Annotated in this window: 13 protein-coding genes; 9 read left to right on the top strand and 4 right to left on the bottom strand. The window is 63.4% G+C overall.

What is annotated here, in order from left to right:
* Positions 1 to 143: 143 nt before the first annotated feature.
* From UB31_RS06225 to UB31_RS06210, 4 genes are all read left to right on the top strand, one after another.
* Entirely contained in the window at positions 144 to 947 is an 804-nt protein-coding gene (locus UB31_RS06225; RefSeq protein ID WP_045005958.1) for an ABC transporter ATP-binding protein, read from the top strand.
* 142 nt (positions 948 to 1,089) lie between these two features.
* A complete protein-coding gene (locus UB31_RS06220; RefSeq protein ID WP_045010223.1) occupies positions 1,090 to 1,908 on the top strand; it encodes an ABC transporter permease in 819 nt (272 codons plus the stop codon).
* A 121-nt stretch (positions 1,909 to 2,029) separates the two neighbouring features.
* Positions 2,030 to 3,358, top strand: coding sequence for a polyhydroxyalkanoate depolymerase (locus UB31_RS06215; protein WP_045005956.1), 1,329 nt, complete (start codon positions 2,030 to 2,032; stop codon positions 3,356 to 3,358).
* 217 nt (positions 3,359 to 3,575) lie between these two features.
* Positions 3,576 to 4,415: a M48 family metallopeptidase gene (locus UB31_RS06210; protein WP_045005955.1), complete on the top strand. Its 840-nt coding sequence runs from the start codon at positions 3,576 to 3,578 to the stop codon at positions 4,413 to 4,415.
* A 293-nt stretch (positions 4,416 to 4,708) separates the two neighbouring features.
* On the opposite strand, the gene UB31_RS06205 is transcribed toward UB31_RS06210, so the two are convergent.
* A complete protein-coding gene (locus UB31_RS06205; protein WP_045010222.1) occupies positions 4,709 to 6,934 on the bottom strand; it encodes a transglycosylase domain-containing protein in 2,226 nt (741 codons plus the stop codon).
* A 167-nt stretch (positions 6,935 to 7,101) separates the two neighbouring features.
* Between UB31_RS06205 and UB31_RS06200 the strand changes: the two genes are divergently transcribed.
* Positions 7,102 to 7,527 (top strand): DUF1330 domain-containing protein, encoded by a 426-nt coding sequence (locus UB31_RS06200; RefSeq protein ID WP_045010221.1) that lies wholly within the window; start codon positions 7,102 to 7,104, stop codon positions 7,525 to 7,527.
* 61 nt (positions 7,528 to 7,588) lie between these two features.
* On the opposite strand, the gene UB31_RS06195 is transcribed toward UB31_RS06200, so the two are convergent.
* Together UB31_RS06195 and UB31_RS06190 are read right to left on the bottom strand one after the other, a co-directional pair.
* Positions 7,589 to 8,812: an ABC transporter substrate-binding protein gene (locus UB31_RS06195; protein ID WP_045010261.1), complete on the bottom strand. Its 1,224-nt coding sequence runs from the start codon at positions 8,810 to 8,812 to the stop codon at positions 7,589 to 7,591.
* 148 nt (positions 8,813 to 8,960) lie between these two features.
* A complete protein-coding gene (locus UB31_RS06190; protein WP_082078422.1) occupies positions 8,961 to 9,317 on the bottom strand; it encodes a DUF1304 domain-containing protein in 357 nt (118 codons plus the stop codon).
* 99 nt (positions 9,318 to 9,416) lie between these two features.
* On the opposite strand from UB31_RS06190, the gene UB31_RS06185 reads away from it, so the two are divergent.
* Entirely contained in the window at positions 9,417 to 9,947 is a 531-nt protein-coding gene (locus UB31_RS06185) for a methylated-DNA--[protein]-cysteine S-methyltransferase (protein ID WP_045010219.1), read from the top strand.
* Positions 9,948 to 9,956: 9 nt separating this feature from the next.
* Here UB31_RS06185 and UB31_RS06180 read toward each other — a convergent pair whose 3' ends face one another.
* Positions 9,957 to 12,746 carry a [protein-PII] uridylyltransferase gene (locus tag UB31_RS06180; protein WP_045010218.1) on the bottom strand — a complete coding sequence of 930 codons (2,790 nt, stop codon included), beginning with the start codon at positions 12,744 to 12,746 and terminating at the stop codon, positions 9,957 to 9,959.
* 187 nt (positions 12,747 to 12,933) lie between these two features.
* On the opposite strand from UB31_RS06180, the gene UB31_RS06175 reads away from it, so the two are divergent.
* The 3 genes from UB31_RS06175 to UB31_RS06165 all read left to right on the top strand — a co-directional run bounded on the left by UB31_RS06175 (position 12,934) and on the right by UB31_RS06165 (position 15,754).
* Complete coding sequence (locus UB31_RS06175; protein ID WP_045010217.1) at positions 12,934 to 13,905, top strand: aliphatic sulfonate ABC transporter substrate-binding protein; 972 nt, start codon at positions 12,934 to 12,936, stop codon at positions 13,903 to 13,905.
* Between the two features lie 213 nt (positions 13,906 to 14,118).
* Positions 14,119 to 14,964, top strand: a complete 846-nt coding sequence (locus UB31_RS06170) for an ABC transporter permease (protein WP_045010216.1) — start codon at positions 14,119 to 14,121, stop codon at positions 14,962 to 14,964.
* A gap of 4 nt (positions 14,965 to 14,968) precedes the next feature.
* On the top strand, positions 14,969 to 15,754 hold the full coding sequence (locus UB31_RS06165) for an ABC transporter ATP-binding protein (protein ID WP_045010215.1): 786 nt from the start codon (positions 14,969 to 14,971) through the stop codon (positions 15,752 to 15,754).
* Positions 15,755 to 15,768: the final 14 nt, after the last annotated feature.

Below are 15,768 nucleotides of genomic sequence, written 5' to 3'. Positions count from 1 at the left end.
AGCGGTGCGTGCGCCCGATCACAAACACGCTGGCGCACACGTTCGGCCTGCTTGCAGGCCTCTTACATCAACCCGTGTTACTTCAGGTCCTATTACTTCAGGTCTTGCACTCGACGGCGCAATGGCGGAAGAACGCCTCTAGCATGACTGAGAACGACAATGCTTCAAGTCGGCCGACTGTCGCGGATGGCACTTCGTCTGCGGCAATAGAGGTCGATCGCCTCGTCAAGCTCTACAAGCAGACCCGCGCGGTGGACGGCATCTCTTTCTCGCTTCCCCGCGGCAGCATCACCGGCCTCCTCGGCGGCAACGGCGCCGGCAAGACCACCACCATCGCGATGATCATGGGCCTGGTGCTGGCGACCTCCGGCCGTGTGCGGGTGCTCGGGCATCGGATGCCGGAGGAGAGCGCCGCGGTACTGGGGCGGATGAATTTCGAGAGCCCCTATGTCGACATGCCGATGCGGCTCACGGTGCGGCAGAACCTCACCATCTTCGGCAAGCTCTATGCGGTGAAGAATCTCACCGACCGCATCGCAGAGCTGGCCGACGATCTCGATCTCACCGAATTCATCGACCGCGCCAATGGCAAGCTCTCCGCCGGGCAGAAGACCCGCGTCGCGCTCGCGAAGGCGCTGATCAACCAGCCGGAGCTGTTGCTGCTGGACGAGCCGACCGCCTCGCTCGACCCTGATACGGCCGATTGGGTGCGGGCGCATCTGGAGCGTTACCGCAGGGCGCACAACGCCACCATCCTGCTGGCGTCGCACAACATGCTCGAGGTCGAGCGGCTCTGCGACCGCGTCATCATCATGAAGCGTGGCCGCGTCGAGGACGACGACACGCCCGAGGCCATTTTGGTCCGCTACAACCGCACCACGCTGGAGGAAGTGTTTCTCGACGTCGCGCGCGGCCGGGTGAACGGTGTTCAGGAGGCGGCGCGATGAGCGAGCCCCAATGTTTCGGCCGTAGCCGTAGCCCGGATGGAGCGCAGCGAAATCCGGGGCCTTCGTCGCTCGTGGCACGATTCCCGGATTACGCTTCGCTCCATCCGGGCTACCGGATCCATCCGAGCTACGCGGTGCGGTTATGACCGATATCTCCCTTCACCGCGGCATCTCCGTGCTGCGCATCGGCGCGATGATCCTGCGCTACTGGTATCTCTTGATGTCGTCCTGGCCGCGGCTGCTCGAGCTGCTGTACTGGCCGGCGCTCCAGGTCATCACCTGGGGCTTCATCCAGTATTACATCGCGCAGAACGCCAGCTTCTTCGCGCGCGCCGGCGGCACACTGATCGGGGCCGTCATCCTCTGGGACATCCTGTTTCGCGGGCAGCTCGGCTTCTCCATCTCGTTCCTGGAAGAGATGTGGGCTCGCAATCTCGGCAATCTCATGATGAGCCCGTTGAAGCCGATCGAGTTTCTGCTGTCGCTCATGGTCATGAGCCTGATCCGGCTCGCGATCGGAGTCATCCCGATGACGCTGCTCGCGCTGATCTTTTTTCACTTCAACGTCTACAGCCTCGGCCTGCCGTTGATCGCCTTCTTCTGCAATCTGATCTTCACGAGCTGGTCGGTCGGCATCTTCGTGTCGGGTCTGGTGTTGCGGAACGGGCTGGGCGCCGAGAGCATCGTCTGGACCTTGATGTTCGCGATCATGCCGCTCGCCTGCATCTACTATCCGGTCAGCGTCTTGCCGGGCTGGCTGCAATATGTCGCCTGGTCGCTGCCGCCGACTTACGTGTTCGAGGGCATGCGGGCCCTTTTGATCGAGCAAACCTTCAGAACCGATCTGATGCTCAGTGCGTTAGCCATCAATGTCGTGCTTCTGGTTGCTTCTTTTTGGGCATTCCTTGCCCTTTTGCGCAGCGCCAAAAAGAACGGCTCTCTGCTCGCGGGCGGCGAATAACTTCACTTTCCCGTGGATTTAGGCTGGTTTAACCGTCTTCGCTACGTAGATGTACGGAACCATGCATTGACGCAATATTACGCATTCGGCAGTATGCTGCGATGCGAAGAGGGATTTGATTATGCCTATTGGTGAGTTTGGCGGCGCACCGCCTCTGGCGAGTGAAGGCAGTCCGGTCCTGACCACGCCGATGTACTGGATGTACGAGATGGCGCAGGCCTCTCTCAATCCAGCGCGTGCCGTCACCGACGCGACCAAGTTGCTGTTTCAGAATCCGCTGAATCCCTGGGCGCGCACCGAGGTCGGCAAGTCGGTCGCTGCGGCCTGCGAATTGTTCGAGCGCACCACGCGCCGCTACGGCAAGCCGGAATGGGGTCTCAACGACACCGAGGTCAACGGCATCCGCGTGCCGATCGAGGTCCGTCCGGTCTGGGAAAAGCCGTTCTGCAAGCTGCTCTACTTCGATCGCAAGTTCACCCGTCCGCTGCGCAGCCCGCAGCCGCGTGTGCTGATCGTCGCGCCAATGTCCGGCCACTACGCGACGCTGCTGCGTGGCACGGTCGAAGCCTTTCTGCCGGCGCATGAGGTCTACATCACCGATTGGGCCGATGCGCGCATGGTGCCGCTCAGCGAAGGCCGTTTCGATCTCGATGATTACATCGATTACGTCATCGAGATGTTGCACGTGCTTGGTGGCAACACCCATGTGATCGCGGTGTGCCAGCCCTCGGTTCCCGTCGTCGCCGCCGTCTCGATCATGGAAGCGCGGCGCGATCCGTTCGTGCCGACCTCGATGACGCTGATGGGCGGCCCGATCGACACGCGCCGCAATCCGACTGCGGTGAACAACCTCGCCCAGGAGCGCGGCATCGACTGGTTCCGCAACAACGTCATCACCAAGGTGCCGTTCCCGCATCCGGGCATGATGCGCGACGTCTATCCGGGCTTCTTGCAGCTCAACGGCTTCATCAGCATGAATCTTGACCGGCACATGGATGCCCACAAGCAGCTCTTCGCCAATCTGGTGAAGGGCGACGGCGACCTCGTCGACAAGCATCGCGACTTCTATGACGAATATCTCGCGGTGATGGATCTCTCCGCCGAATATTATCTACAGACGGTCGACACCGTGTTCGTGAAGCACTCGCTGCCGAAGGGCGAGATGAGCCATCGTGGAACTCGCGTCGATCCCTCCAAGGTCACGCGCGTTGCGTTGATGACGGTCGAAGGCGAGAACGACGACATCTCGGGCATCGGTCAGACCGAGGCAACGCACGGATTGTGCAGCTCGATTCCGGATCATCGCCGTGTTCATTATGTCCAGAAGGGCGTCGGACATTACGGTGTGTTCAATGGATCGCGCTTCAAGTCGGAAATCGTGCCGCGCATTCATGATTTCATGGTCTCGGCCGCGAATCCGAACGTAACTCAGGCGCTTGCGGCCGAATAAGCGCGTTTTTCGGCTTTCCCGCTGTAAATTCTGGTCCCGTCGGAGGCTCCGACGGGGTCGGGCTTCGCCTAGATTCGAGGTATTTAGGTAGCTTTATAGGAGTGAGTCCGTCCTCATCCCTTGAGGGTGCCGCATGCGTCCAGCGGGGACGAAAAAACCAGGTTCCAACCCCAGTCTGTAGGGTCTCCCGGACGCCAGACCCCTGTATATTGGGCAAATGATTTGTTTTTGCGCCGAGCGCTTTCCCTGGCGGCGGTTATGGCAGAATCCGGGCGAACTCTTGCTCCCCGGACTGACAGACATGGCCACTCGCGCGCTCCTCTATCGTCGGCCCCACGAACCAAAGACCCTTGTGATCACCCATGGGTCGCAATTTTTCGCGATAAGGCTGCGCCGCCATCGCCGAGCGCGCCGCTATACGCTCCGAATTCATCCGAGCGATCGTGAAGCCATCCTCACCATGCCGCCGCGCGGCACGCTGGCCGAAGCAAAGGACTTCGCGCAGCGTCATGGCGCGTGGATCGCGGCTCGTCTTGGTCGTTTGCCGAAGGCCGCGCCGTTCCAACCTGGCACAGTGATACCGCTGCGCGGCGTTCCCCATCGCATCGTTCATCGCGCGGGGACGCGCGGCACGGTGTGGACGGAGGTGCGTGACAGCGGCGAACGCATTATCTGCGTCGCCGGTGGCGTCGAACATGCCGACCGCCGCGTCCATGACTTCCTCAAGCGCGAGGCGCGCAGCGATCTCCAGCGTTCGGCGGAGGCCTATGCCGTCGAGCTCGGCGTCAGGGTCAAGCGGCTCTCGATCCGCGATCAGTCCAGCCGCTGGGGCTCGTGCACCTCGGCGGGCTCGCTGTCGTTCTCCTGGCGCCTGATCCTCGCGCCGCCCTACGTGCTCGACTATCTCGCCGCCCACGAGGTCGCCCATCTCGTCGAGATGAACCACTCGGCGCGGTTCTGGCGCGTGTGCGGAAAAGTCTGCCCGTCGATGGAGCGCGCCAAGAAGTGGCTCGATACGTACGGCAATGATCTGCACCGGTACGGGGTCGAGGATTAGGGCGCTCTCGCAATCTTGGAAGGTGTCATCGCCCGCGAAAGCGGGCGATCCAGTATTCCAGAGGCCGTTGTTGTTAAGCCGAGAAGCCGCGGCGTACTGGATTGCCCGCTTTCGCGGGCAATGACGGCGGAGAGCGAGGCAACGTCAGCGCTTTGCGCTACGGCTTCTGATTTACCCGACCTATCAATGACCTCGTGCAATCCACCCAGCCACACGCCAGCGCGAGCCGTCTACTGTGCATAGGGTTGTTTTCGCGTTTTTTGTTGTGAGGCCACGGCGACCTCCGGCCGAACCTACCTGTTCCCGCCAAACAACCGGTCCATCAACCAGCCATCAAGTCCCGCCGCCGCTTCCGGCCGCACATTGGCGCGCGTCGGTGGCGGCGAGCGATAGCCGCCATTGCTGGAAGGCTGAGCAGGCGCCGGTCCTGGCGCTGCCGCTGTTGGCGGCGATACCTGCGATGCAGCCTGCGCGAGGTTCGACTGGCCCCAACCGGCTTGCGCGTTCGGCAAGGCTGCCACCGGCACGCCCTCGTGCGCTGTCTTCATGAAACGCGACCAGACTTCGACCGGCAGGCCGCCGCCGGTCGCCTTCTTGGTCGGCGAGTTGTCGTCATTGCCGAGCCAGACGCCGGTGACGAGGTTCGCTGTGTAACCGATGAACCAGGCGTCGCGATAATCCTGGCTGGTGCCGGTCTTGCCGGCCGCCGGCCAGCCCGGGATCTCCGCCTTCTTCGCCGTGCCGGAGATCAGCGTCTCCCGCATCATCGTGTTCATCATCGCCACATAGCGCGGCTCGATCACCTGGTTGTGCTCCTCCGGCTGGCGCATATAGAGCAGCTTGCCGTCGAGGGTCTTGATCCGCGTCACCACATGCGGCGTCGCCGTGAAGCCGCCATTGGCGAACGGCGCATAGGCACCGACCATCTCGACCACGGACACTTCGGAGGTGCCGAGCGCGATCGAGGCGTTGGGTTCGAGTTTCGAGGAAATGCCGAGCCGGTGCGCGGTGCGCACCACGTTCTTCGGCCCGACCTCGAGGCCGAGGCGAATGGCGACCGTGTTGAGCGACATCGCCAGCGCCTGTGTCAGCGTCACCGAGCCAAAGTATTCGTGGGTGTAGTTCTCGGGCTTCCAGCCCTTGACCTCGATCGGTGCGTCCTGGCGCACGGTGTCGGGCGTCAGCCCCTGCTCGAGCGCGGTGAGGTACACGAACGGCTTGAACGATGAGCCCGGCTGGCGCTTCGCGGTCACCGCGCGGTTGTACTGGCTCTCGGCATAGTTTCGTCCCCCCACCATGGCGCGCACGGCGCCATCAGGGGTCATCGCCACCAGCGCGCCCTGGCTGACATTGAACTTCACGCTCTTGGCCGCCAGCTCGTCGATGATGGCGGCTTCCGCCACGCTCTGGAGCTTTGGATCGATCGTGGTCTCGACCGTGATGCTCTGGTCGATCTGGCCGACGAGGTCGTCCAGCACTTCGCCGATCCAGTCGGCGACGTAATTGACCGTGCCGGCGCCGACCGGCTTCACATTGTAGGAGGGATGGCCGATCGAGGCCTGCGCCTGCGCGTCGGTGATGAACTTTGCGTCCGCCATCGCCGTGAGCACGATTTGGGCGCGTGCTTCCGCGCCTTCCGGATTGCGGTTCGGCGCCAGCCGCGACGGTGACTTGACGAGGCCCGCGAGCATCGCGGCTTCGGCGATGGTGACGTTCTTCGCCGACTTGCCGAAATAGCGTTGCGCCGCGGCCTCGACGCCATAGGCGCCGGAGCCGAAATAGACGCGGTTGAGATAGAGCTCCAGAATCTCGTTCTTGGAATGCTTGCGCTCCAGCCAGATCGCGAGCTCCGCCTCTTGCAGCTTGCGCTGCATGGTGCGCTCCTGGGTCAGGAACAGGTTTTTGGCGAGCTGCTGCGTCAGCGTCGAGCCGCCCTGCGACACGCCGCGATGGAGCACGTTCGTGACGGCCGCGCGCAAAATGCCGATCGGGTCGATGCCGAAATGCGAATAGAAGCGGCGATCCTCGATGGCGATGAAAGCCTTCGGCAGATAGGGCGGCAGATCCTTCAGCGAGACGTTGGCGCCGGCCATCTCGCCGCGCTGCGTCAGCACGCTGCCGTCCATGCCGACGATCTGGATCGTCGGCGGCCGTTTGGGAATTTCCAGCGACTGGATAGGCGGCAGATGGGCGCCGACATAGATCACGACCCCGATCACGGCGATCACGCCCCACAGGCTCAGCACCGCGCCCCAATAGACGAGGCGGCCGAGGCCGGCGCTGATGCGCGACTTCGATCGGCGCTTGGCGCCGCTGCGGCTGGCCGGCGCCTTCCGCTCGCGCGGCGGCTCGTCGCCGGAATCCTCGTTTTTGCGCTTGGCGGATGATTTCGCGGATTTCTTTGGCTTGTCGTCGCCACCGGGAATGCGGTCCGCCACCGTCAGGCGCAGATCGGCGAGCGCCGCGGGCAAGCCGAACAACGGCTCCTTCCGCCCACCCTTTTTCTTTCCCGACCCCATACGCAAACGCCCGGTCACCCCGCCCCGCCGCACGCTAGCGGTGGCTGTTTAAGGCCCGGTTACCCAGAGCTTAACACGTGATTAGGAGGTGCGGCATTCGCCCGCCGCAGTTCCGCTCGTCTGACGCCGGAGCTAAGATCGCCGGCACAAAAGAAGAGGGAACCCGCATGGGCCATATCGATCCGACCAAGGAAGTTTTCGCGCAATTCCGGGAGAACGACCGCCCGGGCCCGATCCACATGCTCAATCTGGTTCGCTTACGCCAAGAAGCAGCCTATACGGACGGCCGGAAAGCTTCCGGCGCGGAAGCCTATGCGGCCTATGGTCGCGAGAGCGGCCCGGTGTTCGAGCGCCTCGGTGGTCGCATCGTCTGGCAGGGCAAATTCGAGCTGATGCTGATCGGTCCCGAGACTGAGCGCTGGGACCACTGCTTCATCGCCGAATACCCAAGCGTCGCCGCCTTCGTCGAGATGATCCGAGATCCCGTCTACCGCGAAGCGGTGAAGCATCGCCAGGCAGCGGTGGAAGATTCGCGACTGATCCGGCACGCGGTGCTGCCGGTGGGGAAGAATTTTGGGGAGATACCGAAGTAAGTCGGTGAATTCGCAGGGTGGGCACGGCGCTTGCGCGCCTTGCCCACCCTACGATGTGTCGTTAACCCGCCGGGCCCGTATCCTCGATGATCGGGCCGAACAGCTCCCAGCGCTCGCCGTTGAACTTCATCAACTGCATCTGCTTGTTGACGCGGAAGTCGCTCGGGCTCGTGTTGACCTTGATGCCAGGCAGCCCCAGGCTCGGCACGAAGTCCTTCACATTGGCGGCCTGCTTCATGAGATTCTCACGGGTGAGATCATCGCCGCATTGGCGCAGAATCTGCGTCATGAGCTCAGCCACCGAGTAGCCATAGGTGTTGATGGTGTTGAGCTTGTCGCCTTCCGGGAAATATTTGTCCATAAAGGCGAAATAGGCCTTCATGCCGGCATCGTCCTTCCACTGCGGGTCGCCCGGATCCTTGCCGTAGGCCGTCGAGATGATGTCCTTGGAAATATCGAGGCCTGCAGGCTTCAGCGTCGCCGACATCGGGCTCGCATTGATGTCGAGGATGTGAACCGGCTTCCATCCGAGGTCGGCGAGCTTCTTGATGGCCTGCGCCCCGAATTTCGGTGTCGAGGCATCGAACAGCAGGTCGGTGCCCATCGATTTCAGCTTCACGATCTGCGAATCGACGGTCGGGTCGGTGACCTCATAGGGCACTTCGCCGACGATCATGCTCGCCTTCTCCCCGAGCCCGCTCTTGAGGCCCGCGACGTAGTCGCGGCCCATGTCATCGTTCTGATAGAGAATACCGATCTTGGCGTTGGGGTGATTGGCTAGAATGTACTTTGCGTAGATGCGGGCCTCGGACTGATAATTCGGGTTGAAGGCCATCGTCCACGGATAGCCTTGCGGATCGGTGAAGCGCGAGGCGCCGGTCGAGGCAAGCATCTGCGGCACCTTCTTGCTGTTGAGATATTTCTGCACAGCGGCGTTGGCGGCCGTCCCGATCACCTGGAAGGTGAACAGCACCTCATCGCTTTCGACGAGCTTGCGCACCTGCTCGACCGTCTTGGGCGGAGAATACGCGTCGTCATACTGGATCAGGTTGAGTTTGCGGCCGTTGATGCCGCCCTTGTCGTTGATCATGGCGAAGTAGGCGAGCTCCGACTTGCCGATATTGGCATAGGCGGAATAGGGGCCGGAGAACGGCACTGTCTGGCCGAACTTGATCTCGGTGTCGCTCGCGCCGGTGTCGTATTTCTTCTGTGCAAGGGCTTGGCCTGCGGAGAACGCGAAGGCGAGCACCGTCGTGGCAGCTAGGAAGGCTCTGCGATTGTTCATGTTGGAATGTTCCTCCTGACGGAATTTTCGACCGATGGTCTTGTTCCGTTGATTGCAACGGTCGCCATCGCTGCCGAAGATTGTGGAGGAAGGTCCGGCGCGGCGCAAGGATCGTGGCGCTGCGCCGAAGCGTCTCAGGCCAAGAGTCTTAGGCTAAGATCAGCGCGACCAGCGCGATCGCCGCCGGCAGCGCCTGCACGATCAGGATGCGTGTGCTGACCGTTGCCGCACCATAGGCGCCGGCCACGATCACGCAGATCAGGAAGAACGCCTTGATCTGGAACGCGAAGGCCGGGTTGCCGTGAACGAGGCCCCAGATCAGGCCGGCGGTGAGGAAGCCGTTATAGAGCCCCTGATTGGCGGCCAGCACCTTCGTGATCTCGGCCTTCTCCGGCGTGTTGTGGAATGTCTTCAAGCCCAGCGGCTTGTCCCAGAGAAACATCTCCAGGATCAGAAAGTAGGCGTGCAGTGCGGCGACCAGCGCCACCAGGACATTGGCGATCAGAATCAAGTTGAGCTCCCCCCAAAAGCGTCAGCTTTCGGGTGGACGGTAGCATGGCCGGCATGGCAAGTGCGACGTGTGTTTCAATGCAATGGTGTCGCAATGGCCAGCCGATCAGCGCGTCCATCAGAGAGCTTTGGCCTTGATCGGCTGACCACGCCGATCGGGATCGCATTGCTCGTCACCGATACCGAGGGCGCACTGCGCGCGCTCGATTGGGAGGACTACGAGCACCGCATGCGCGAGCTGCTGCGCCTGCACTACGGTGCGGTGGACCTGCGCGAGCAGGCCGCGCCGGCTGCAATGAAGGCCGCGTTGTCGGATTACTTCGCGGGCGACCTTGCGCAGCTCTCGTCGATCGCATGGCGTATCGCCGGCACATCGTTCCAGCAAAAGGTCTGGACCGCGCTTGCGCAAATCCCTGTCGGCACCACGCTCAGCTATGGCACGCTCGCTGCAAAGATCGACATGCCCAGGGCCATTCGCGCCGTCGGCCACGCCAACGGCTCCAATCCGATCAGCGTGGTGCTGCCCTGTCACCGCCTGATCGGCGCAAATGGCTCGCTGGTGAAATATGGCGGCGGCCTCGAACGCAAGCGCTGGCTGCTGCGGCATGAAGGCGTCGAGGTTTAGGTTCCCCCCTCACGCCGCCGGCTGAACCGCCTTCTCACCTGCCATCACATGGGTCAGCGCGCTCTTGATCGCAGACTGGCGGGTCGGCGCGTTGATCTGGGCACCGAGAAGATCGGTGACGTAGAACACGTCGCGGGCGCGTTCGCCGAAGGTCGCGACATGGGCCGAGGCGATGTTGAGGTTGAGCTTCGAGATCGCGGTGGTCAGCTCGTAAAGCAGGCCGGGACGGTCAAGGCCCGACATTTCGATCACGGTGTAGCGGTCGGACCATTGATTGTTGATGGTCACTTCCGGCTCGATGGTGAAAGGCCGCGCCTTACTGCGCACGGTGCGCCGCGCCACCACTTCGGGCAGGCGCAGCTTGCCTTCCAGCACGTCCTCGATCATCTCGCCGATCCGGGTGGCGCGCCGGCCCTCGTCTTCGTCGCGGTCGTATTCCCGGGAGATCGAGATCGTATCGAGCGCGCGGCCGTCGGTCGTGGTGTAGATCTGGGCGTCGACGATGTTGGCGCCGGCCGAGGCGCAGGCGCCGGCGATGATCGAGAGCAGCCAGGGATGGTCGGCCGCGAAGATCGTCAATTCGGTGACGCCGCGGACCTCGTCGAAGCCGACATTGATCGCGAGCTTGTGGCCGGCCTGCTCGCTGGAGCGGACGAAGCGGGCATGGCGGATCTTGCGCGGCAGCTCGACCTTTAGCCAATAGGCCGGATAGTGCCGGCCGATATAGGCGTCGAGCTCGTCGCTCGGCCATTCGGCGAAGGCCATGCGGAATTCGGCGTGCGCGGCCACGAGGCGTTTTCCCCGGTCGACTTCCGAGAAACCGCCGGTCAGAACCGGCTCGGTCTCGTAATACAGGGAACGCAAGAGCTGCGCCTTCCAGCCGTTCCACACGCCCGGGCCGACGCCGCGAATGTCGGCGGTGGTGAGGATCGTCAGCAGCTTCATCTGCTCGACCGACTGCACCACGGCGGCGAAATTCTCGATGGTCTTGCGATCGGACAGGTCGCGCGACTGCGCGACCGTGGACATCGTCAGATGCTCCTCGATCAGCCAGGCCACGAGCTCGGTGTCGGCCGCGCTGAAGCCGAGCCGCGGGCAGAGCCGTCGCGCGACCTTGGCGCCGGCGATCGAGTGATCCTCGGGCCTTCCCTTTGCGATGTCGTGCAGCAGCGTCACGATATAGATCACAGAGCGATGCTCGGGCCTGATCTTGCGCATCAGGTCGCTCGCAAGCGTGAACTCCTCGAGGCCACCGCGCTCGATGTCTTGCAAGAAGCCGACGCAGCGGATCAGGTGCTCGTCGACGGTGTAGTGATGATACATGTTGAACTGCATCATCGAGACGATCTTGCCGAAGGCGCGGATGAAATGGCCGAGCACGCCGGTCTCGTTCATCCGCCGCAGCACGATCTCGGCGTTGTCGGAGGTCAGGATCTCCATGAACAGCCGGTTGGCCTCGGGGTTCTCGCGCAAGCTCGCATTGATCAGGCCGAGCGAGCGCGTCACGTCGCGCATCGCATCGGGATGGAAGGCGAGGTTGTTCTTCTGCGCCAGGCGGAAGATGCGGATCAGGTTGACCGGGTCGTGCTTGAACACGTCGGGCGCGGCGACATTGATGCGGTTGTTGTCGACAATGAAGTCGTCGCTGTCAGGTACGCGCCGCTTCACCTGGGTCGGCCGTAGGCGTGCCATCATCCGGCTCAGCACGGGTGCGGGCTTGGCCTGCTGGTCCTCGAGCTTGGCGCAGAGAATGGCGGTGAGGTTGCCGACTTCCTTGGCGACCAGGAAATAGTGCTTCATGAAGCGCTCGACGTCCTGCATGCCGGGATGCGAGGTGTAGCCGAGCCGGACCGCGATCTCGCGCTGGAGATCGAAGGACAGGCGCTCTTCGGGCCGTCCGGAATAGAAGTGCAGGTTGCAGCGCACCGACCAGAGGAAATCGGCGCAGCGGCGGAAGGTGCGGTATTCCTGCGCGTCGAACACGCCGTGCTCGACCAGCTCGTCGGTGTCACGGACCCGGTAGACGTATTTCGCGATCCAGAACAGCGTGTGCAGGTCGCGCAAGGCCCCCTTGCCGTCCTTGACGTTGGGCTCGACCAGATAACGCGACTGGCCGCCGCGGCGATGCCGCTCCTCGCGCTCGGCGAGTTTTGCGGTGACGAATTCGGACGCGGTGCCCTGCACCACTTCCTTGTCGAAGCGCGCGACCAGCTCGTCATAGAGCGGCTGGTCGCCGGTGAGGAAGCGCGTCTCCAGGATCGCGGTGCGGATGGTCATGTCGCCGCGCGCCTGCCGGATCGACTCGTCGACCGAGCGCGTGGCGTGACCGACCTTCAGCCCCATGTCCCAAAGGCAATAGAGGATCGCTTCAGCGACCTGCTCGCCCCACGCGGTCTGTTTGTAGGGCAGGATGAAGAGCAGATCGATGTCGGATTCCGGCGCCATCAGGCCGCGGCCATAGCCGCCGGTCGCGACCACCGCCATGCGCTCGGCGCCGCTCGGGATCGGCGAGCGGTAGAGATGGCGGGTCGCGGCCGAATACAGGATGCGGATGATCTCGTCCTGCACATGACACAGCCGCTCGGCGCAGCGCCGGCCGTGACGGTCTTTCAGCAGGATCGCTTGCGCCGCAGCGCGCGCCGTCATCAGTTCGCCCTTGAGCAGTTGTGCGGTCGCAGTGCGGAACGTGTCCTCTCGTCCCTGATGCTTTTCGGCAAGCGCGTCGACCGCGGCGGTGATCCGCGCGGTGTCGAAGCGATCGTCCACCTCTGGCTTGGGCTCAGTCGTGACGCTGTCCATGTCTCACCGGATATAAGAGGTGACAGGCGCTGTCACCCGCCATTCTCTGGCAATAGTCGTTCCATGCTGGAAATGGCTGGCTTTGGGCAAAGTTGTTCTCGGCTGGCCCGCATTCAAGGGTGGGATTTTCTCGTTGACCTCTAGATATAACTCATTGAAAAACAATGAAATTCGGAGGAGGCCGGGCATGACCAGGATTTCAAGACGCATTCTGCTGGCGGGGGCGGTGGCGCTCGCCGTAACCCCCGCTGCAAGGGCGGCGGATCCGCTCAAGGAAATCCGCATCGACTGGGCGACCTACAATCCGGTGTCGCTGGTGCTGAAGCAGAAGGGACTTCTGGAGAAGGAGTTCGCCAAGGACGGCATCACCATCACCTGGGTGCAGTCGGCCGGCTCCAACAAGGCGCTCGAATTCCTCAACGCCGGCTCGATCGATTTCGGCTCGACCGCGGGCTCGGCGGCGCTGGTCGCCCGCATCAACGGCAACCCGATCAAGTCGATCTATGTCTATTCACGTCCCGAATGGACGGCGCTGGTCACGGGCAAGGATTCCAAGATCGCAAGTGTCGCGGATCTCAAGGGCAAGCGTGTCGCGGTGACGCGCGGCACCGATCCGCACATCTTCCTGGTGCGCGCGCTGCTAGGTGCAGGCCTCACTGAAAAAGACATCACACCGGTGCTGCTCCAGCACGCCGACGGCAAGACCGCGCTGATCCGCGGTGACGTCGATGCCTGGGCCGGCCTCGATCCGATGATGGCGCAGGCCGAGGTCGAGGAGGGCGCAAAACTGTTCTATCGCAAGGCCGATGCCAACACCTGGGGCATCCTCAATGTGCGCGAGCAGTTCCTGAAGGACAATCCGGACATCGTCCGCCGCGTGCTCGCGGTCTATGAAGAGGCGCGTAAATATTCGCTGGCGAACTACGATGACCTGAAGAAGACCTTCATCGCCGTGACCAAGCTGCCCGACGCCGTCGTCGACAAGCAGCTCAAGGAGCGCACCGAGCTCACCCACAGCCGCATCGGTGCGCCGCAGCGCGAGTCGATCCTCGCCGCGGGTCTTGCCTTGCAGCAGGCCGGTGTCGTCGACGCCAAGGTGGACGTGAAGGCGACGGTGGACGCGTTGATCGACGACCAGGTCCCGCTGCCGACGAATTGAGGTTGGCAAGCGCGCGCGGCAAATTCAGGTGTCGTCCCGGCGAAGGCCGGGACCCATAATCCCAGGGCGTAGTTTGGCGCAAAGACGGTCATTCCGAGTCCCCGTAACCACATCTCCCTGTGGTTATGGGTCCCGGCCTTCGCCGGGACGACCGGCTGAGGGCGCTGCAAGAGTAGTGTTGCAATCTCGCAGAAGACGCGCTTCCTACCGGCCATGATCTCCGACGCGCCAGTGCTGCAACAGTCTTCGGAACCGGCCGAAAGCGCCGCAGCGCCCTCGCGCGTCGCTCGCTATGCGCGGCCGGTGCTGGGACTGCTGTTGCCGCTGATCCTTGCGCTTGGCTGGGAGCTCGTGGTCTGGTCCGGCTGGTCCAACGGCCGGCTGGTGCCGCCGCCCTCGCGTGTCTTTGCCACCATCACGGACCTCGCCAGATCCGGCGAGCTGATCCACCACATCGGCGCGACGCTGTGGCGCGTCGGTCTTGGCTTCGCGTTCGGCGTCGTCGCGGGCACGCTGCTCGGCGCCATCTCCGGCTATTGGTCGCTGGCGCGCCGGCTGCTCGATCCGACCGTGCAGGCGCTGCGCGCGATCCCGTCGCTGGCCTGGGTGCCGCTGTTCATCTTGTGGCTCGGCATCTTCGAGACCTCGAAGATCGCGCTGATCGCGGTCGGCGTGTTCTTCCCAGTTTATCTCGGCGTGATGGGCGCGATCCTTTCCGTCGATCGCAAGATCGTCGAGGTCGGCCGCACCTTCCGTCTCTCCGGCCCGGCGATGATCCGCCGCATCCTGCTGCCCGCGGTGCTGCCGGCCTATGTCGTCTCCTTGCGCGTCGGCCTCGGTCTGGGGTGGATGTTCGTGGTCGCGGCCGAATTGATCGGCGCTTCCGAAGGCCTTGGCTATCTCCTGCTCGACGGCCAGCAGCTCGGCAAGCCCGCGCAGATCCTGGCCGCGATCGTGATCTTCGCGATCCTCGGCAAGCTCACCGATTGGCTGATCGAGGTCGGGGCCGCGCCGTTCCTGCGCTGGCAGGACGCCTTCGGGCGCGCCAAGGGAGCGTAACGCGATGCTGGCGCTCGACCGGGTCAGCAAGACCTATCCCAACGGCGTGCACGCGTTGGCGCGTTTCGCCGCCGATGTCAGGCAAGGCGAGATCGTCGCCATCATCGGCGGCTCCGGCTGCGGCAAGTCCACGCTGCTCCGCGCCATCGCCGGCCTCGATCGCGCCAGCTCCGGCACGGTGACGCTCGACGGCGAAGCGATCGCTTCTCCGCATGCCAAGATCGGCATCATCTTCCAGGAACCGCGGTTGCTGCCCTGGCTCAGCGTCGCCAACAATATCGGTTTTGGACTTGCCGATGTGCCCGCGACGGGGCGGCGCGAAAAGGTGGCGCGTGCACTCGCCCGCGTCGGTCTCGCCGACAAGGCGCAGGCCTGGCCGCGCGAGCTCTCCGGCGGACAGGCGCAGCGCGTCGCGATCGCGCGCGCACTGGTGCCGCAGCCGGAGGTGCTGCTGCTTGACGAGCCGTTCTCCGCGCTGGACGCCTTCACCCGCAGGGATCTCCAGGATCACCTGCTCGATCTCTGGGCCGATATGCGGCCGACGCTCATCCTCGTCACACATGACGTCGACGAGGCCGTGGTGCTGGCTGATCGCGTATTGGTGATGCGGCCGCGGCCGGGGCGGCTGTTCGACCAGATCGAGATCAATCTGGGGCGGCCACGCGACCGCAATTCGCCGCTGTTCGAGAATTTCAAGCGAAGTGTGCTGACGTCACTCGACCGCTCGCTCGATCGCAGCGTGCCCGACCGTGACGCAACCCAGGGTCCCGGTCAGGCCATGTGGTGGTGACAATTTCTCTCCGA

The organism is Bradyrhizobium sp. LTSP849 (genome assembly GCF_000938255.1).
GTDB lineage: Bacteria > Pseudomonadota > Alphaproteobacteria > Rhizobiales > Xanthobacteraceae > Bradyrhizobium.
This window is presented reverse-complemented; position numbering and strand designations above follow the sequence as displayed.